Origin of the sequence: Streptomyces sp. MP131-18 (genome assembly GCF_001984575.1) — a bacterium.
Classification (GTDB): domain Bacteria; phylum Actinomycetota; class Actinomycetes; order Streptomycetales; family Streptomycetaceae; genus Streptomyces; species Streptomyces johnsoniae.
The window spans coordinates 1,228,738-1,243,377 of sequence record NZ_LZNS01000001.1 but is presented as its reverse complement, the minus strand read 5'-3'; the positions used below and the strand labels follow the sequence as shown (position 1 = coordinate 1,243,377).

General features: G+C 64.2%; 29 protein-coding genes and 1 pseudogene. 5 read left to right on the top strand and 25 right to left on the bottom strand.

The window, feature by feature from the left end; all coding sequences use genetic code 11:
• The first annotated feature begins 3 nt into the window (after positions 1–3).
• The 5 genes from STBA_RS05365 to STBA_RS05345 are packed head-to-tail and all read left to right on the top strand — an operon-like array spanning position 4 to position 3,850.
• On the top strand, positions 4–1,221 hold the full coding sequence (locus tag STBA_RS05365; protein ID WP_077058133.1) for a hypothetical protein: 1,218 nt from the start codon (positions 4–6) through the stop codon (positions 1,219–1,221).
• Positions 1,221–3,128: a hypothetical protein gene (locus STBA_RS05360; RefSeq protein WP_077058132.1), complete on the top strand. Its 1,908-nt coding sequence runs from the start codon at positions 1,221–1,223 to the stop codon at positions 3,126–3,128. Before STBA_RS05365 ends, STBA_RS05360 begins: the two co-directional genes overlap by 1 nt.
• A 9-nt stretch (positions 3,129–3,137) precedes the next feature.
• Positions 3,138–3,353 (top strand): hypothetical protein, encoded by a 216-nt coding sequence (locus STBA_RS05355; protein ID WP_077058131.1) that lies wholly within the window; start codon positions 3,138–3,140, stop codon positions 3,351–3,353.
• A gap of 3 nt (positions 3,354–3,356) precedes the next feature.
• A complete protein-coding gene (locus STBA_RS05350; protein ID WP_077058130.1) occupies positions 3,357–3,593 on the top strand; it encodes a peptidoglycan-binding domain-containing protein in 237 nt (78 codons plus the stop codon).
• A 2-nt stretch (positions 3,594–3,595) separates the two neighbouring features.
• Complete coding sequence (locus STBA_RS05345; RefSeq protein ID WP_077058129.1) at positions 3,596–3,850, top strand: hypothetical protein; 255 nt, start codon at positions 3,596–3,598, stop codon at positions 3,848–3,850.
• Between the two features lie 240 nt (positions 3,851–4,090).
• Here the strand turns inward: STBA_RS05345 and STBA_RS05340 are convergent, their stop codons facing one another.
• From STBA_RS05340 to STBA_RS39225, 25 genes and pseudogenes are all read right to left on the bottom strand, one after another.
• Positions 4,091–4,285 (bottom strand): hypothetical protein, encoded by a 195-nt coding sequence (locus tag STBA_RS05340; RefSeq protein ID WP_077058128.1) that lies wholly within the window; start codon positions 4,283–4,285, stop codon positions 4,091–4,093.
• Positions 4,282–4,626, bottom strand: a complete 345-nt coding sequence (locus STBA_RS37595) for a hypothetical protein (RefSeq protein ID WP_077058127.1) — start codon at positions 4,624–4,626, stop codon at positions 4,282–4,284. The genes STBA_RS05340 and STBA_RS37595 overlap by 4 nt, the downstream gene beginning before the upstream one ends.
• Positions 4,623–4,961 (bottom strand): hypothetical protein, encoded by a 339-nt coding sequence (locus tag STBA_RS05330; protein WP_077058126.1) that lies wholly within the window; start codon positions 4,959–4,961, stop codon positions 4,623–4,625. The genes STBA_RS37595 and STBA_RS05330 overlap by 4 nt, the downstream gene beginning before the upstream one ends.
• 344 nt (positions 4,962–5,305) lie before the next feature.
• Positions 5,306–5,473, bottom strand: a complete 168-nt coding sequence (locus STBA_RS37590) for a hypothetical protein (RefSeq protein ID WP_171987647.1) — start codon at positions 5,471–5,473, stop codon at positions 5,306–5,308.
• A gap of 223 nt (positions 5,474–5,696) precedes the next feature.
• Positions 5,697–5,960, bottom strand: a complete 264-nt coding sequence (locus STBA_RS39430) for a helix-turn-helix transcriptional regulator (RefSeq protein WP_077058125.1) — start codon at positions 5,958–5,960, stop codon at positions 5,697–5,699.
• Complete coding sequence (locus tag STBA_RS37580) at positions 5,957–6,196, bottom strand: hypothetical protein (protein ID WP_077058124.1); 240 nt, start codon at positions 6,194–6,196, stop codon at positions 5,957–5,959. The genes STBA_RS39430 and STBA_RS37580 overlap by 4 nt, the downstream gene beginning before the upstream one ends.
• Positions 6,196–6,420 carry a hypothetical protein gene (locus STBA_RS05315; RefSeq protein WP_077058123.1) on the bottom strand — a complete coding sequence of 75 codons (225 nt, stop codon included), beginning with the start codon at positions 6,418–6,420 and terminating at the stop codon, positions 6,196–6,198. Before STBA_RS05315 ends, STBA_RS37580 begins: the two co-directional genes overlap by 1 nt.
• Positions 6,417–6,764, bottom strand: a complete 348-nt coding sequence (locus STBA_RS05310; protein WP_077058122.1) for a hypothetical protein — start codon at positions 6,762–6,764, stop codon at positions 6,417–6,419. The genes STBA_RS05315 and STBA_RS05310 overlap by 4 nt, the downstream gene beginning before the upstream one ends.
• On the bottom strand, positions 6,709–7,383 hold the full coding sequence (locus STBA_RS05305) for a toprim domain-containing protein (RefSeq protein WP_253194538.1): 675 nt from the start codon (positions 7,381–7,383) through the stop codon (positions 6,709–6,711). Before STBA_RS05305 ends, STBA_RS05310 begins: the two co-directional genes overlap by 56 nt.
• A 37-nt stretch (positions 7,384–7,420) precedes the next feature.
• Positions 7,421–7,642 (bottom strand): annotated as a pseudogene (locus STBA_RS39425) (CHC2 zinc finger domain-containing protein); the annotation flags it as partial.
• Positions 7,585–7,998 (bottom strand): hypothetical protein, encoded by a 414-nt coding sequence (locus STBA_RS05295; protein WP_077058119.1) that lies wholly within the window; start codon positions 7,996–7,998, stop codon positions 7,585–7,587. The pseudogene STBA_RS39425 and the gene STBA_RS05295, both read right to left, overlap by 58 nt.
• A complete protein-coding gene (locus tag STBA_RS38250) occupies positions 7,995–8,174 on the bottom strand; it encodes a hypothetical protein (protein WP_143659429.1) in 180 nt (59 codons plus the stop codon). The genes STBA_RS05295 and STBA_RS38250 overlap by 4 nt, the downstream gene beginning before the upstream one ends.
• A 214-nt stretch (positions 8,175–8,388) precedes the next feature.
• A complete protein-coding gene (locus STBA_RS05285; protein WP_079251727.1) occupies positions 8,389–8,586 on the bottom strand; it encodes a hypothetical protein in 198 nt (65 codons plus the stop codon).
• On the bottom strand, positions 8,583–8,864 hold the full coding sequence (locus tag STBA_RS05280) for a hypothetical protein (RefSeq protein WP_143659428.1): 282 nt from the start codon (positions 8,862–8,864) through the stop codon (positions 8,583–8,585). Before STBA_RS05280 ends, STBA_RS05285 begins: the two co-directional genes overlap by 4 nt.
• Positions 8,865–9,071: 207 nt before the next feature.
• On the bottom strand, positions 9,072–9,422 hold the full coding sequence (locus tag STBA_RS05275; protein ID WP_077058116.1) for a hypothetical protein: 351 nt from the start codon (positions 9,420–9,422) through the stop codon (positions 9,072–9,074).
• The gene (locus tag STBA_RS05270) at positions 9,422–9,637 is read right to left on the bottom strand and encodes a hypothetical protein (protein ID WP_143659427.1); all 216 of its coding nucleotides are present in this window, start codon (positions 9,635–9,637) and stop codon (positions 9,422–9,424) included. Before STBA_RS05270 ends, STBA_RS05275 begins: the two co-directional genes overlap by 1 nt.
• A gap of 174 nt (positions 9,638–9,811) precedes the next feature.
• Positions 9,812–10,024 (bottom strand): hypothetical protein, encoded by a 213-nt coding sequence (locus STBA_RS05265; RefSeq protein ID WP_077058114.1) that lies wholly within the window; start codon positions 10,022–10,024, stop codon positions 9,812–9,814.
• Positions 10,021–10,266, bottom strand: coding sequence for a hypothetical protein (locus STBA_RS05260; RefSeq protein WP_077058113.1), 246 nt, complete (start codon positions 10,264–10,266; stop codon positions 10,021–10,023). Before STBA_RS05260 ends, STBA_RS05265 begins: the two co-directional genes overlap by 4 nt.
• Position 10,267: 1 nt before the next feature.
• Complete coding sequence (locus tag STBA_RS39230) at positions 10,268–10,627, bottom strand: SLOG family protein (protein WP_077058112.1); 360 nt, start codon at positions 10,625–10,627, stop codon at positions 10,268–10,270.
• Between the two features lie 106 nt (positions 10,628–10,733).
• Positions 10,734–10,880: a hypothetical protein gene (locus STBA_RS37570; protein WP_171987644.1), complete on the bottom strand. Its 147-nt coding sequence runs from the start codon at positions 10,878–10,880 to the stop codon at positions 10,734–10,736.
• 391 nt (positions 10,881–11,271) lie between these two features.
• The gene (locus STBA_RS37560) at positions 11,272–11,418 is read right to left on the bottom strand and encodes a hypothetical protein (protein ID WP_171987643.1); all 147 of its coding nucleotides are present in this window, start codon (positions 11,416–11,418) and stop codon (positions 11,272–11,274) included.
• Positions 11,415–12,254: an AAA family ATPase gene (locus tag STBA_RS05245; RefSeq protein WP_077058110.1), complete on the bottom strand. Its 840-nt coding sequence runs from the start codon at positions 12,252–12,254 to the stop codon at positions 11,415–11,417. The genes STBA_RS37560 and STBA_RS05245 overlap by 4 nt, the downstream gene beginning before the upstream one ends.
• Positions 12,255–12,257: 3 nt before the next feature.
• Positions 12,258–12,854: a hypothetical protein gene (locus STBA_RS05240; protein ID WP_143659426.1), complete on the bottom strand. Its 597-nt coding sequence runs from the start codon at positions 12,852–12,854 to the stop codon at positions 12,258–12,260.
• A 137-nt stretch (positions 12,855–12,991) separates the two neighbouring features.
• The gene (locus STBA_RS05235; RefSeq protein ID WP_077058108.1) at positions 12,992–13,921 is read right to left on the bottom strand and encodes a PD-(D/E)XK nuclease family protein; all 930 of its coding nucleotides are present in this window, start codon (positions 13,919–13,921) and stop codon (positions 12,992–12,994) included.
• Positions 13,872–14,582 (bottom strand): WhiB family transcriptional regulator, encoded by a 711-nt coding sequence (locus STBA_RS39225; protein ID WP_290443981.1) that lies wholly within the window; start codon positions 14,580–14,582, stop codon positions 13,872–13,874. Before STBA_RS39225 ends, STBA_RS05235 begins: the two co-directional genes overlap by 50 nt.
• Positions 14,583–14,640 lie beyond the last annotated feature (58 nt).

Sequence of the window (14,640 nt, the reverse complement as noted above, 5' to 3'; positions counted from 1 at the left end):
GCGGTGCCTGACTACTACTACTCCAACACCGCCGTCACTACCGAGCTGGCGGGCAACGCGGGCAGCGGGGACACCACCATCGTGGTGGCCTCCGCCGCCGGCTACCCGGCGCAGTTCCCGTTCATCGTCGCGTTGGACTACGAGACGGACGCGGAGGAGCTGGTTGCGGTCACGGCTGCGGCCGGGACCACTTGGACGGTGACCCGCGCCTTTGGCGGCACGTCGGCCCAGGCGCACAGCGCTGGAGCCGTCGTCAAGCACGTGGTCAACGCCGTGGATCTCCAGGACTTCCGGGCCCACGAAGACGCCTCCGCAGGCGTCCACGGGATCTCCGGCTCCGTGGTGGGTACTTCGGACACCCAGACCCTCAGCAACAAGACGCTCACCTCTCCGGCCATCAACGCGGCCCAGCTCAACGGGGCTGACCTCTCGGGCACCCTCCAGGGAAACCCCACGTTCGACGCGGCGCCCATTTTCAGCGGGGCTCCGGTATTCATTGGCGGGACCGACTTCGCTGATGCTGCCGCCTTCGAGGCAGCCACAGGGGAGCTGGCCCTCCAGGTGCGCGTCACGGGTGACGAGGCGGCCAGGCTCCAGTTCAGTGCCGATGGAATCCTGGCGTGGGGCGACGGCACGGCGACCGCCGATACGGTGCTCTATCGCCTGGGCGAAGCCCTGCTGGGTACCACGTCCCGGCTGCGGGTCACTCGCCCGGCGGTCGAATCTGACGCCCTCGCGACGCGAGTAGGTGAGGACACCAGTAGCAGGTTCATTCTCTCTGCGGACGGCCGCATGCTGTGGGGCTCCGGCGCAGCCGGGGCCGACACCACCCTCTATCGCTCCGACGCGAATCTTCTGGCCACTGATGATCGGTTCGTCGCCCAAGTCGAGACCATGGGCGCACCCAGCGCCGCCAGCGGCTTCAGCACCAACGCATACACCGGTAGGCGCACTTGCGGCGTTTACTACGTCACGGTGCTGATGACCAACAGCGTCAGCCGCTCGGCGAGCTCGACGGGCAACATCGATGACACGTTGATGTGCACGTTGCCCAGCGGCTGGAGGCCGCCGGCTCAGACTTCCGCCTCATGGTCCAACGGGATCACCTCCGGCGAAGCCCGGGTGGACGAGTCCGGACAGATGGTGCTGCGCACCGCCATGCCGAACAGCACTATTGGCATCGGGACGAACATCCTCTGCTCCCTGAGCTGGGTGGGCTGATGTCCAGGCTCCCGGCGCGGATACCGGCGCCGCTCAGTGGCCGCTCTGGTGGCGCGAGCGAGACCTACACGCCGGTTGACGCCTCTTACGACATAGCCATAGGCGGCATGCCGTTCATGCTGGCCATCAATCCGGATCGCCCGCTCACGCGCGAGCTGGCGCAGATCCGCAAGGAGCAGTTCGACAACCAGGAGATCCCCGGAGAGCAATCTTTGGCGGACTGGTGGCTCCGGTCGCAGGCCACGTTCATTGGAGGGGAGGGCCTGCTTTATCAGGACCCGGACGTCTCCAATCAGTGGGCCATCCAGTACGGCAGCTCTGTGGGCCTGAACCCCTGGGTGAACGGCAGACTCAGCCTGCTGCGCAGGACCGAGCTGGATGTCACTGCGGCGACCACCATGCCGCATCATGTCCTGGGCTACAACGACGGCACAGACAGGTACTGGAGCGCCGCTGACACGGTGCTCACGTCCTCGGATGGCACCACCCACACCGCAGTCACGTGGGGTGGCACGGAGACCATCCTGTCTCTCACGACGGATGGCCAGGACTACTACGCGGCCGATGAGGTGGGCATCTACCAGGGCACCGGCTCAGGGGCCGGGACGCTCGCATGGAACACCGGGGACCCTCACGTGGTGGTCGGCTGGGCAATGGGCCGTCTCATGGCTGGCATCGGGCGGTCCGTGTACGAGCTGGCCGGCGGAACACCACCTACGCTGCCCGAGCCGGTGTACACCCACCCGGCGGCCGGGTGGCAGTGGACCGCCGTCACCGAGGGCACGAACGCCATCTACGTAGCCGGGTACTCCGGCAGCAAGAGCGCCATCTACAAATTCACACTGGAGACGGACGGCAGTGTCCCCGTCCTCTCCGGAGGTATTCAGGCTGCATCCCTCCCCCATGGGGAGGTCGTACTGCACATGTCCGCCTACCTGGGAACCTACGTCGGCATCGGCACGAGCCGTGGTTTCAGGGTCGGTGAGCTGACCGACTCCGGAGACATCGTCTACGGGCCCCTGCTGGTGGAGACGCCGGTGCGCAGCATGGTCGGCTATGACCGCTTCTTCTTCATCGGCGCGGAGAACGCCATCAATGGGCAGAGCGGCCTGTACCGCGTGGACCTGGGCCAGCCCATGGAGAGTCAGGGGCCTGGCGCATCCCTGCGCCACGCATACGCCACGGACCTCCAGGCCCATGTTGCCGGGGAGGTGGACGGCGTCACTCTGCTGGGGAACTCGGACCGGGCCGTTTTCTCCGTCCGGGGCTCAGGCTCCTGCGTGGAGCACGCGACCGAGCTGGAGCCCACTGGCACGTTCTTCACGGGCAGGGTCCGCTACAACACCCTTGTTGAGAAGATCTTCAAATTCCTGACGGTGCGCAATGATCGCCCCCTCAACGGCAGTATTACTGCTGCCGTAATTGACCCCACTGGGGGCGAGAACAACGTCATCACGGTGAGCGGGAACGCGTCCATCGAGAATGTACTTCTCCGCTCTCCGGTTACGGTCGCGGAGTGGCTTCAGCTGAAGCTGACCATCAACCGTGACGCCACGGACGCCACTGCCGGGCCGGTCGTCACCGGCTGGCAGTTCAAGGCTCTGCCGGGGGAGATCCGCCAGCGCGTATTCATGCTTCCGCTCCTGGCCTTTGACCACGAACAGGACCGTCATGGCCAGATAGTGGGCTGGGAGGGGAGAACCCTCCCGCGCCTGGAGGCGCTTGAGCAGATCATTCAGCGGGGCGACGTCATCGCCCTCCAGGATCTGCGGACCAACACCACCACTCAAGTTGTGGTGGATGATGACCAGTACGAGTTCCGTCAGTCCGTTCCGCCGGCCAACTGCGGCGGCTGGGGCGGATACATCTATATCCGTCTGCGCACAGTGACGGATGCCATCACCTGAGGAGAAGCAATGGACCCCCTGGATATCGAGCACCGATTCGCCTTCCATGCGGCCAGCCGTCAGGAGAAGCGAGACGAGCACACTTCTGCCCGGCAGGCAATCCGTCAGGCGGCGGATCGCATCAACGAACTCTGTCCGGACGGCCGCGAAAAGGCCCTCGCCATCATCAAGCTGGAAGAGGCGATGTTCTGGGCGAATGCCGCCATCGCCCGGTCAGTGGACTGACCCATGCCCGACTGGATGCCCCGGGAACAGATCCTCGCGCCTCTCACAGAGGCTGAATACGAGGCTGTGAGGACCGCTCAGAGGGCTCTGGACATGGAGCCCACGGGAATCCCCGACGACGCGTTCTCGACGCGCCTAGCGGGCATTCAGAGGCTTTTCAGACTTCCGGTCTCAGGTGTGCTGGACCGGGATACGGCGGCCCTCCTGGACCGCCTGAGGCCACCTGGAACTAGGGAGTGAATATGGCCGACAAGATCGTGCAGCTGGGAGTTTTCGCGCTGGTGGTCGGCGGCTTTGTGGCTCTGACCGTCAAGGGCGCCGAGACGGCTGAGTATGTTGGGCTGGTGACCCCGGTCCTGGCGGCCGTCTTCGTGGTCAACCACCTGACCCGACAGGACCAGACCATCAACGAGATACACAAGAACACCAATGGTGTGCTGACGGAGCGAATCCGCAAGGCGGTCCAGCAGGCTCTGGACGAGCGCAACGACTCCTGAAACGCAGAAAAGCCCCCCGCCGAAAGGCGGGGGGCTTCTGTCATTTGGCACTGTTAGTTGATGTAGCCGTGGTTGTTGAGGCTCTGGCAGCGGCCAGAGGTTGTACCGCACAGTGCGCAGCCATAGCCGTCAGGCTTCGGGTCCTTCGGGGGCTCCGGCTGCTTCGGCGGCGGGGGCTTCTGTTCTTCGGTCATGGTGCACATCCGTTTCCGGGCAGAACTGCCCCCATCTCCCCGTCGCTCATTCCCAAACCCCGATCTCCTTGAACGTCCCGTCCGGGTGAAAACGCCAGACCAGGAGGGCTTCACTCCAGCCGACAACCTTGTGCATTCCCGGCCGGAGGACCAGAGCAATGCTGTCCTCGTGCGTGACCTCCTTGAAGCCCCTTACGCCCAGGGACTCCAGGAACTCCTTCGTCCGCTCCAGATCCGTCACAGACACTCTTTCCATTCTTCGGGGGCATGGGTGAACACCACCGGCCCCAGCCACGGAGGGGCGTCGTGCATGCACCACGAGACTGAGCGAACAGTCCCGTGCCGTCCGGACTTGAGTACCGTTGGCCCGTTCACCGCGATGTCGGCCGTGGTGGCGGTCGCGCTCCCCGTCACCCACCAGTAGTGGATCACGGCATAGTTGGGCCGGAAGCGGTGGCGGTGTGGAGTCGGGGTCCCCTTGGCGGTCAGCACCTCCACGAGGGGCGCGCCCCTCAGGTCAACCTGTCGCCGCACCGACCACCGGTCGTAGCCCTCCCTCGCAGAGGTGACAGTCAGGCTCACGCACTTTCCTCCGGGGGGATCTCTTCGTAGTCGCCTCGCAGCCGCGAGGGCAGCTCGGGCTTGGTGTCGCCCACGACTGCTGCCCACCCGGACCGGGTGGACGCCTTGCTGCTCGGCCTGGGCGATGGCTTGAGGCCCATCGCGTGCGCCAGATCCTCTTCGGACGGCCACAGGGGTGCTGCGTTCATGCGGGCCAGCACGCGCTGGAGCCGCTGGACGATCACCTCCTGTGGCGCATCCCGTTCAACGGGGATCGACGTCTGCTCATGCTCATCAGAGACGACGAAGGTCACGGCCTTGGGGCCGACCTTCATGCTCAGCTTGGGTTCGGTCACGTATCACACTCTCCTGGTCATCTGATGCAGCGGAATGACAACTGCCTTCGTCTTGGGCGGGTTCGGGGCCTTTGCCGCAAAGGTTGGCTTCAGCGGAGGCGAAACTGTGGTAGTGGGGCGATCCATCGGAGCGGGGACGAAGTGCCTGTTCCGGTTCTCGGTTTCGGCCAGCCGCCGGCGCAGCCACTCGATATGACGCCAGGCGGACTCATGGCCCGCCGACACGGCGCGCAGCTGCTCCTCCAGTTCTCTGACCTGCCGCGCCAGCTCATCCCGCTCGGCCAGTACAACGGCCAGAGGCGGGCTCTTGTGAGCCCGCCTCTTCTTCCTGGACCATCTCCAGATCACAGATCCTCCAGGATCACCACGGTCAGCCAGCCACCGAGCCAGCAGAGCAGCCACACGACCACGCCGACGATGGCGGCCATGGCGGTGTCCTGCGTGTAGCCATAAGTGAGGCCCCCGGAAAGTCCTCCGAGGGCCATGCCAGTCAGACACAAAGGCCAGTTCATGAGTCCTCCTCCCCGGGAGGGGGCGGCAGAAGTTCCATCAGGTCGACAGGTCGTGTGTTCTCAGGCGCTGCTCCCCCCTGATGGCAGGGGCAGGTGCACTTGGCCTCGCAGAACTTACAGGTGGCAGGTGTCTTCGATCCCGCCTGCCCCTCCCTGTTCTGGCAGTAGTCGTGACGGCCGTGGAGACAGCCGGTGGACAGATAATCGTGCGGCTCTCCCGCGTTCACTTCGCTCTCCTCAGCGGCGCCCGCGGCGCCGGTAGGGGCACCTCGTGCGGCTCTACAAACCCCCGGACCATGGCTATCGCCACGGCATGGGCCCCGTTGCGGGCCCCGAGCTGGCGATAGGTGTACTGGAGATGAGTCAGTACGGAGTTCCTGCCTATATGGATCTCGGCAGCGATCTCGTCCGTCGTCAGCCCGTTGGCCAGGTGACGCAGGATCTGGATTCTGCGCTCAGTGAGCGGCCTGTCAACGGGCAGGCTCACCGCCCGGCCTGCCGGTAGACGTGGTCCAGCTCGGCCGTGAGCCACTGCTGGAGGTCGAGGTAACCTCTCCCTCTGCCGTCCTCTATAAGGGCGCTCAGCGCCCCTCTGACGGCCATACTGGCGGCTCTCTCGGTGACGATGTGGGTGTTCGGTTCGGTGTCGCTCACGGTCTCCTCGCCCATCATTTCGGCTAGATAGTCGGATTCCACTCTCAATGAGGTGGGTGTGACCTCCATCAGTCCTCCTTGGTCCCGTTGATGGCTCGGGCGAGAGCCAGGAAGTGGCTCAGCTCCACCGACACGTACGGGCCTTTCCATCCGGAGTACATCTCCGCTGCGAACTCGAACAGGTCATGCAACGGCCAGCGGAGCGTTCGACCGATGGCCAGCCCGAAGGGCGGTTGCATCACCCTGTCGGCCGCCTTACGCAGTTCCTCAGCCGGGGATGAGGGCTCAGTCACCAGTCCTCCTCGGAATAGTCGCAGGACATTTCCTCGGCGTGCCATCGTCGGACGGTATCCAGCGCGGCGGCGATAGTGGGGAAAGTATGCCGCCGGGACGGCCCGAGGACGTAGGAGTAGACCTCCACGCCCTTGATTCGAAGGGGCTCGCCGTCTCGACGCTCGAAGTAGTTGTTGAGGTCGAGGCCGATGTAGCCCTCACTGCTTTTGCAGTAGCCGTCACTGTTGGCAAAGTAGTGCTCGTACGCCTCGTCCAGAAGGCGCTGGAGTTCCCGCAGGGCCTCCAGGTCACCCTGGAATGAGGGCTCGGAGGGCTTCTGCCCCTCCGGATCTCCAGAGGTCATTGGCGTCCTGTCCTTTCGGGTACCGGATGGGGCGTGCCCCAACTTCTTTGATGAGTAGGGACTTCAAGCCCCGGCCGGCGTCGTCCCGGTCGGCGGCCACATAGATGATCCGGAAGTCGTCCAGCGTGAGCTTGAAGTGGTCCTTCCACGCTTTCACGCCCGAAAGGGCAACGGCTGGGACTCCTGCCATCGTCCAGGCGATAGCGTCTATCTCGCCTTCACAGATGACCAGAAACTCCGAATCAGCCTTGAGGGCGGCCACGTTGAAGAGATGCCCTTCGTCGCCCTCGGGGCCGGTGTACTTCGGGCAGTAGACCGGCTTCCCCTTGCTGTCAGTGAACCAGACTGTCTCTTTGCAGACGTGGTTCTGGATGCAGCGGAAACGCAGGGCAACCGGACCCGAGGGGGTCAGGTACGGCAGGGCCAGCCTGCCGCGGAACGCCTCATGGCCGGTCATCGGGTCGCTAACGACGCCCAGGCGGAACATATTTGCGGCCGACTGGTCTATCCCCCTCAGCGCCAGGTACGCCTGGGCGCCGATATCTGCCGCCAGTGCGGCTTGGTATCTCGAAACCGAGGTCCCGAGAAAGAGTCTCTGCTCTAGTGAGAGCGTCTTCACGTGTGCAGCTCTCCATTGCCATGATCAGGTGGACTGCGGAGCCCCCCGCTCCGCAGGAGTGACAGAAGAAGACGCCCCGCTCCAGGTTGACTCGGAAGGAAGGGCGTCTCTCTCCATGAATGGGGCAGCAGGCTTGCTGCTCGCCCCAGCGCGAGCCCCGCAGCTCAACGCCGTAGTGCGCCAGGACGGGTTCGAGGGGGATTAGTACCCCTGTGCCTTGAGTAGGACTGCGGCTCCGAAGAGGTCCATACGCACCCACAGCGCCCCCTCATTGAAGAGTTCCTGCGCATCGCCAGCCCAGCGGAGCGCAGCGTTGATCTGATCGGCAGGCATGTAGGCATCCCATTGTGCAACAGGCTTCCGAGGGCGCTTGACGACCAGCAAGCACGCGCTGGCGAGGGCGTGTTTCTTCTCCGCGAAGGTCTCCCGCTGCCACGGCCCAATGAGCTGACGCTGAGCTGCCTTGACCTCCACGACCACGCCGGGAATCCCGGCCACGTCACCCTTGTCCTTGGCCCCTGAGAGGGCTCGGCGTTCCGCCGCCGGCCACCACTGCCGGAGATACTTCACGACCTCAGTCTCCGCCTTGGTGCCCTTCGCCTTGCTCTTGGTCATGAGTGGATGTCCACCACCGTGACAACGGTCTCGTCAGGCACTGAGGCCAGGTACTGCGAGTACCTGGCCTCGTAGTCCGCGGTCTTCTGGGAGCCGTTGTCGTCCCAGAATTCCCGGGCCACCCATTCCCCCTGGAGGGTCAGGAACCCGAAGGGCGAAGCGGGGAAGGTCTCCATGCCTCGCACCTCGGATGCGGCTGCCTTGTTGCGGCCGTCAAGATGGCCGTGCCACCGGCCACCCTCAGCCCACCAGTCCCACTCTCCGACCCAGTTGCCGTCATTGTTCTCGTGTTGGCGGAAGGGCTCTAGGGCCTCCTCGGCGCTCGCCCTCGGCTCCGTGAATACGTAGATCAGCAAATGCATTTCTTCTCCTTCGCGTCGCTCTTGGTGCTCACCCTTCCCCCAAGAGGTAATCGATACCCTGGACGGTCTCGTAAATGAGGTAATGCTCGGGGTAGAGGATGAAATCCTCTGCCCTGCGAAACAGCACCTCTTCAGTCATCCCGGTCCGGGCTATCAGCTCCTCACGCTGCTGAAGCAGCTCCTCACGGGTCCTGTGGATGACCGTGGGCAGTTCGTCATCGGTCACTTGCCCTCCCGTAGGATCTCCTGCGCCACGTCCCGCTGGAACACGGCCCTGATGACAGCCTCCTCGCGCTCGGTGGAAAGTGTTTGCAGCGGCAGGGCCACCATGAGGCGCCTGCCGAACAACGCGATGGATTCCACCTGATACACAACTCGCTTAACCGGGGCAAAGACGTCCGCATGCGCGCCCTCTTCGACGTGTGCCACCTCAAAGACACGCTCTCTCGTGGTCACCCATTCGCCGTCTTTCGGGCCGCCGATCAGAAGAACTTGGTTGCTCACCACAAGCACCTCTTGACATGAGTCAGCGCGAGGTCAAACGCCTCGCGCCAGCTGGCCTGCGGATACCCATACTTGGGTGCGGAGCGAGGTCGCCCCGGGCATCGGTGCTCTGAGGTCCAGTACGGACCATCCTTGTAGACCTTGACTCTCTCGCGCTCCGGCGCTGGGAGTTCGAGGTCATGCCCCAGCAGGGGCAGGCGGTGAATGTCAGCCATCCTCGGACTCCATCACCTTCAACAGAGCCTCCAGTTTGGCCGTGGAGGGCTTGCTGTAGCCGAAACGGAGGGCTATACCGAACTCCTTCAGGCGGTCCTCCAGAGCGGCAGCACGCTCCCTCTCGGCCTCGATTTCCGGAGTGGTGAGCCACATTCCATAACCGAACATGCGCTCATTGAGTCCCCCATCGCTCATTCGAAACGGCATCGGTCGGCCGTACTTCCGCACATGAACCAGCGTGCGACCGACCTTGACGACGGTGACCTCATCGAGTTTGGGGCCATCACGCAAGAGCAGCGTGTCACCGACCTTGACGTTCTCCTTGCTGAATAGCGCCGCCATCAGCCCACCTCCACCGTTTCCATCTTGTCCAGCTCGCCTCTACTGAAGGCGAGGGGCAGCCGCTCCGAATCAAACTCCTCGTCCAGCATCACGCCGTAGGAGTCCCATCGGTCCGGGCCGTCAAGCACGGTCCCGGTGATGCCGTACATTTCCAGTGCGCACCACTTCTCAGTGGTGACTATGGTCACCCGGTCTCCCGGGCTGAGTTCACCCATTGCGCACCTCTGGGTCGATTAGGTCGGCCACGGTACGCATCCACCTGACGCACTTCCCGCCCCGCGCAGGGTGGAAGGTTTCGCCTACATTGGCGTGCTCTCGGAGAGACTTGGCGCTCGGCGGGACAGGGACGACTATCACACCGAACCGCCCAATAAGGCGGTTGATAAACTTCACGGCTTCACCTCCGGGTCAATTAGGTCGGCATGCCGGTTGGCATAGTCCGTCGCGCTCCCGTAGCGGATGTGCCTCGTGTCCGCCCTGACCTCCTCCGCCAGCTCGTGGGCGAAAGCGTCGATTGCAGCATCGATCTCCGCATTGGACCACTCGCCATCAGGCGCAGGGCTCGTGGTCATCATGACTGCCAGCCTGTCTCGGGCGCTCATGACAGCTCCTTCCACAGCGCAGGGAGAATGCCGGTGGTGTCCGGGAGGCAGCAGTCATCCGTTCTAGCGATGATGCGCTGGAAGACGACGCCCTTGTCCAGTCCGAGCTTGGTTGCCATCTGGACGACTGGCGTCAGGTTCTCCAGCACGGCCACACCGTGATCCACCTCTTCGGCCACGCAGTCAGCCTCCTGGGCCAGGTCTAGCCACGCCTCGAATTCCTCTTCGTCGTTTCCGAACACGTCACATCCTCCATATCCGTGTGTCTATTCCGGCGCCCATGGCTCTCTCGGCGCAGTGAGATGCGCCCTTGCTGTTGTCCTTGATGAACGCCAAGCAGACGTCTGCGCCCTTGTCCACCATCAGTTGATTGCGGGCTGGCCCGGCCTTCTTCCCGTGCCGGGTCCAGTCGGCCGGGTGCTTCTCCTCCATGCCGCAGCGCGTAGCCCTGCACCACTCAGACGCCGCAGAGTCGGCCCCTGTGGGGCATGCGCCGTGGACCACAAGCAAAGGCCCTCCGGCCTCTTCGTAGAGGCTCCAGAGGGCCATAGAAACGGTCTGCGGACGGGGCCAATCTCTTGACCCCGTCAGGAGAATCCTCATCGATGCTCAATCTCCCCGCACAGCTCACAGGCCCGGTAGTAGCCACCCTTGCGGGGCTCATATGTCCATGGCCCCCACTTGTGCTCAAAGACACCACCGCAGAGCATCATTCCTCCGCGGTGGTGATGAACAGGCCGACGAAGTCGCGGAGCGAGCTGACCAGATCCGCGACCTGCGTCATCTCCCCATCGGTGAAGAGGAATTCATCCGCCAGCGGCGTCAGCTCGAACGGAATGGGCTCGTCGGGGCTCATTCCGCGACCTCTTGCCACGCCTCATAGGTGGATGACTCCAGCTCTCGCGTGTCCTGAACGCCCGCCACGGGCGCAAGCGCCGTGGCAGCAGCCAGGGCCAACGTCGCGTGCACCTGCGCCATCTGGGCATTCACCATCGCCCATTCGACATCGCCAGACTCGTTAGCGCGCCGAAGGGCTCGTTCCGCCTCGCGGTAGTGCTCAGTTCCCCTCATCCCTCTTCGCCTCTCTCTTGGCCTTCTTCCGCCGGGTACCGGCGCTGCTCTTTCGGGGTCTCCCCGTGGGGTTCTGGCCTATCGGGTCACTCATCGCAGCCAACTCCACAGGAGGGCGGCCCACAGGCCGCCGCTGGCAATGACCCAAGGGATCAGCCTGACCCAGCTCTCTCCGGTCATGACTCGACCTCTTCGACGATCGGGATGAAGCCGGGAATTCTCTGCATCTCGGCGGCGTACTGTTCGGCCGCCTCTTCGGTGTCGAACTCCTTCGGGTTCTCGGCGACCATGCCGAAGCAGTAGATCTTGACTCGGTACTTCACTCTTCCCCCTCTTCCTCGTTGTCGTAGTAGGCCCCGGCATACGCCGGGTACTGCGGGGCCACGTAGTCCCCGACGAAAGCCCTGTCGGGCTCAATGGCCATACGGAAATGGCTGTCCGCCTGCGGGTCGCTCTTCCCGTGCCGGTTCTTCACGGCGGTGACCTGCAATTGGTTCTGCCAGTCCACGCCACAGGAGATGATGACCTCCGGAAGGGCATCCAATTTCCCCTGGATGTCGCCTTTCTTGGGGCAGGGGCTCTTGGCCCTGTCTGCGGTCGCGTGAGTGACCACTAGGACGTGACAGCCGGTTTCCCTGGCAAGGGCCTTGAGCTGCCGCAGAACGGCTTTCTGCATGCCCCATTCGCCCTCGCCCTCCGAGTGCCACACGTCGGAGAGGATGTCCACGAGAACCTGATCCGGGTAACGCCCCTCCGTCTCGTAGTGGGCGTAGAGGGAGTTCCATATGTGATTCAGGTCCAGCTGGGGAGCGAAGTCCCAGCGGATGAAGTCGAAGGGAGCGATGGCCTCCTGAAGACGCAGCGGCTCACGCTGGCGCCATGAGCGGGTGACCGTGTACGGCTCACCCGTGGAAAGGGCTGCCAGCCGGGCGGCCACAGTGTCTTCGTCGGAATCGGTACTGAATGCCAGCGTCGGCAGGCGCATATTGACCAGCGCATTCAGGGCGATCATCGTTTTGAAGGAGCCCGAGACGCCGAACAGGAGGGACAGGGAGGCCCGGTGAAATCTGATGTATCGCTGGGCCCACGTCTGGAACGGCGCGGGGAGGGGAGCACTGGACTCCCCTCCCCGAGTCACGCTCCGTGAGAGCGTGCGCATCCGTTACGCAGGCGTGGGGGTGAACTGGGCAAACGCCTGCGCCACCTCAGGCGCGCAGTACCAGGACTTCACGGCCTTCTGAAAGGACACCTGACCGCCGTTGTTGGGGTCGCCCTTGCGGATGTTGTACTGCGCCACGATCGCGTCGAACGCGCCCTTCTGCGGGAAGGGGACGTTCAGCTTCATCCAGCCAGGGGGGACCATGGCCCCACCCTGCGGGGCTCCCGCCTGCTGCCACGGAGGCTGCCCCTGGTAGGGCTGGTTCGGCTGCTGGCCGCCGTTGAAGCCACTGTTCTGGTACTGCTGCTGCATCGCCTGCTGGAATCCCTGACTAGTCGCCTTGGCGCCGTCCCAGGTCCGCTGGAGTTCGGCCGCCACGCCAGCAACGGCCTGAGTGGCGGCGAGCAGTCCGGCCGCAGAGTTGCTGCGGATCACCAGCATGGAACCGTCGCTGAGCTTCGGGCTCCAGGTGAACACGTGGTTGTGCGGATTGCTCGGCAGTTCCGGGTACGACGGGGAGTCGTCCCCGGTCCAGGCGTCTCCGTCGTCGGGAGAGTCGGCTCGCTCAACGGAGTAAGTGGTGTCCTGCGGGGTGCTCATGCTGCTCCTATTCGTGGAACGAGAAAGGCCCCGCTTCTGCGGGGCCTGGGTGGTGGTCTTTTTCGGTTTCGAGGGGGCGAGGATGACTGCGCCTAGCTGGCGCTGGAACATCGCCACGGCCTCACGTTGCGAGGGCATTAGCCTGCGTGCTCCGGGTGGTCCGGGTCGCTACCCGCGGCCAGCTCTCCGCCGGCTGCATAGCAGTGGCCCCTGAGGTCGCAGACGTTGGTGCACCAGCCGTCATCGCTGGTGTTCGCAATGAACACGCCGCCCTTCACGGCGGTGGACATCTGCCCGAAAAGCCCTCCGGCGTACTCCGGCGTCCACTTGGTGAGGTTCTGGTTGTGTATGTAGAGACCCGGAGCCTTGCCGTTCCGGCGACTCCTGTTGTCCCGGGTCCGGAACGTGGCCCCGAGATCAGCCACGGCCTTGAACTTCTGCGCAATCAGGGCTCGATAGGTGCCGAACTGGAGGTCAGTCCCCATAGATGAACCGCTCTTGAAATCCACGATCCAGAGAACCCGGTTGACGGTGTCCTCGAAGACGCGGTCAACGAACGCCTTGATCTCCAGATCGCATCCGGGCAGATAGCCGGACACATCCAGCTCAATGGCCGGCTCGCCGTCCGGCGTCGTCCATATCTCCCAGCTCGGAGAGCGGAGACGCCAGTCGATGTACGAACGGCACATGACCGGGCCGTTGGTCTGCCACCAGTCGTAACCCTCGGAAGACATGCGCTTGACGCGCCACTTGGATTGGTCGGGCTCAACCTGCGCCGCCCAGTCAATCTCGGACTCCAGGGCGCCGGAAAACGCGCTCCGCAGTGCCTCGTCACCCCAATTGGGGGCCCCGTGTTCGCGGAAGAGGTGGTCCCACACCTCCAGGACGGAATGCACGGCGTTCCCGCCGATGTTCCACCACGCTGGAGTTCCCCGGATGCCTCGGACTCTGCCGAGCTGGTATGCCTTACCACACTTCTGCCAGGTGCTCATAGAGCTGTAGCTCAGATGCTTGATCTCACGCGGCCCTGCGCCGCCGGCGGGGACGGATGCGGTCGTATTCGGCACGGTCCAGCTTCTCCTTTAGCGGAGGGTCAATGTACTTGGCGTAGATGCGCACATGCTCCCGACGCACCCAGGCGTGGGAGTGCCCTCGGCCCGAGGCGACAGAGGCGTAGTAGTAGGTCTCATCCGGAGTGACGCCCCGGATGTGGGCGTCCTTCATTCGGCCGCCCTGCCACACCCAGGCGTGTTTCGTGCCCGGGTTCTCCGGCCAGTCCAGCACTCGGGTAATCGCCCCCTCGGGGGGCGCTGGAGGGAGTTTGCGGGGCAGGCTGCGCTTGTGCTCGGCAGCCAGTTTCTGAGCCACCCATATCAGTAGCCCGGTGCGCTCCTGAACGCGCGTCCAGCGTCCGCTGGCGGCGTAGAGCTGGTGACACAGTCGCCCCCACGCCAGACGGCGGTCAACGGGCCATGTGGCGACAGAGGCGGCTACCTGCCTCCGCCGTGCCCTGCGCTCCCACTCCGCCCGGCCACCCCAGACCCCGTAGGGCTCACCCAGGGTGTCCCGGCGGCACTCCAGCATGACTGGGCAGCGGGCGCAGAGTTCCTTGGCTCGCTCCGCAGCTGCGATAGCCGGCTTGGAGGGGGGGTTGTCGGGCCCTGTAGGCCCAGTCGGGAAGAAGGTGTTCAGCGCCTCACTGGCGCACGCCTTGTCGGGCCGCCACATCCACCGTCTCTCAAGATCAATCAGCATATTCACCCCCTCTGAGGCATGAAGAAGGCCC

What these genes read in the sequence shown, in the direction of transcription:
- STBA_RS05360 (WP_077058132.1), top strand. Translation starts at nt 1,221, where the DNA reads ATGTCCAGGCTCCCGGCGCGGATACCGGCGCCGCTCAGTGGCCGCTCT.
- STBA_RS05355 (WP_077058131.1), top strand. Translation starts at nt 3,138, where the DNA reads ATGGACCCCCTGGATATCGAGCACCGATTCGCCTTCCATGCGGCCAGC.
- STBA_RS05350 (WP_077058130.1), top strand. Translation starts at nt 3,357, where the DNA reads ATGCCCGACTGGATGCCCCGGGAACAGATCCTCGCGCCTCTCACAGAG.
- STBA_RS05345 (WP_077058129.1), top strand. Translation starts at nt 3,596, where the DNA reads ATGGCCGACAAGATCGTGCAGCTGGGAGTTTTCGCGCTGGTGGTCGGC.
- STBA_RS37590 (WP_171987647.1), bottom strand. Translation starts at nt 5,473, where the DNA reads ATGAACTGGCCTTTGTGTCTGACTGGCATGGCCCTCGGAGGACTTTCC.
- STBA_RS37580 (WP_077058124.1), bottom strand. Translation starts at nt 6,196, where the DNA reads ATGGAGGTCACACCCACCTCATTGAGAGTGGAATCCGACTATCTAGCC.
- STBA_RS05310 (WP_077058122.1), bottom strand. Translation starts at nt 6,764, where the DNA reads ATGACCTCTGGAGATCCGGAGGGGCAGAAGCCCTCCGAGCCCTCATTC.
- STBA_RS05295 (WP_077058119.1), bottom strand. Translation starts at nt 7,998, where the DNA reads ATGACCAAGAGCAAGGCGAAGGGCACCAAGGCGGAGACTGAGGTCGTG.
- STBA_RS38250 (WP_143659429.1), bottom strand. Translation starts at nt 8,174, where the DNA reads ATGGAGACCTTCCCCGCTTCGCCCTTCGGGTTCCTGACCCTCCAGGGG.
- STBA_RS05275 (WP_077058116.1), bottom strand. Translation starts at nt 9,422, where the DNA reads ATGGCGGCGCTATTCAGCAAGGAGAACGTCAAGGTCGGTGACACGCTG.
- STBA_RS05270 (WP_143659427.1), bottom strand. Translation starts at nt 9,637, where the DNA reads ATGGGTGAACTCAGCCCGGGAGACCGGGTGACCATAGTCACCACTGAG.
- STBA_RS05265 (WP_077058114.1), bottom strand. Translation starts at nt 10,024, where the DNA reads ATGAGCGCCCGAGACAGGCTGGCAGTCATGATGACCACGAGCCCTGCG.
- STBA_RS39230 (WP_077058112.1), bottom strand. Translation starts at nt 10,627, where the DNA reads ATGAGGATTCTCCTGACGGGGTCAAGAGATTGGCCCCGTCCGCAGACC.
- STBA_RS37570 (WP_171987644.1), bottom strand. Translation starts at nt 10,880, where the DNA reads ATGAGCCCCGACGAGCCCATTCCGTTCGAGCTGACGCCGCTGGCGGAT.
- STBA_RS05245 (WP_077058110.1), bottom strand. Translation starts at nt 12,254, where the DNA reads ATGCGCACGCTCTCACGGAGCGTGACTCGGGGAGGGGAGTCCAGTGCT.
- STBA_RS05240 (WP_143659426.1), bottom strand. Translation starts at nt 12,854, where the DNA reads ATGAGCACCCCGCAGGACACCACTTACTCCGTTGAGCGAGCCGACTCT.
- STBA_RS39225 (WP_290443981.1), bottom strand. Translation starts at nt 14,582, where the DNA reads ATGTGGCGGCCCGACAAGGCGTGCGCCAGTGAGGCGCTGAACACCTTC.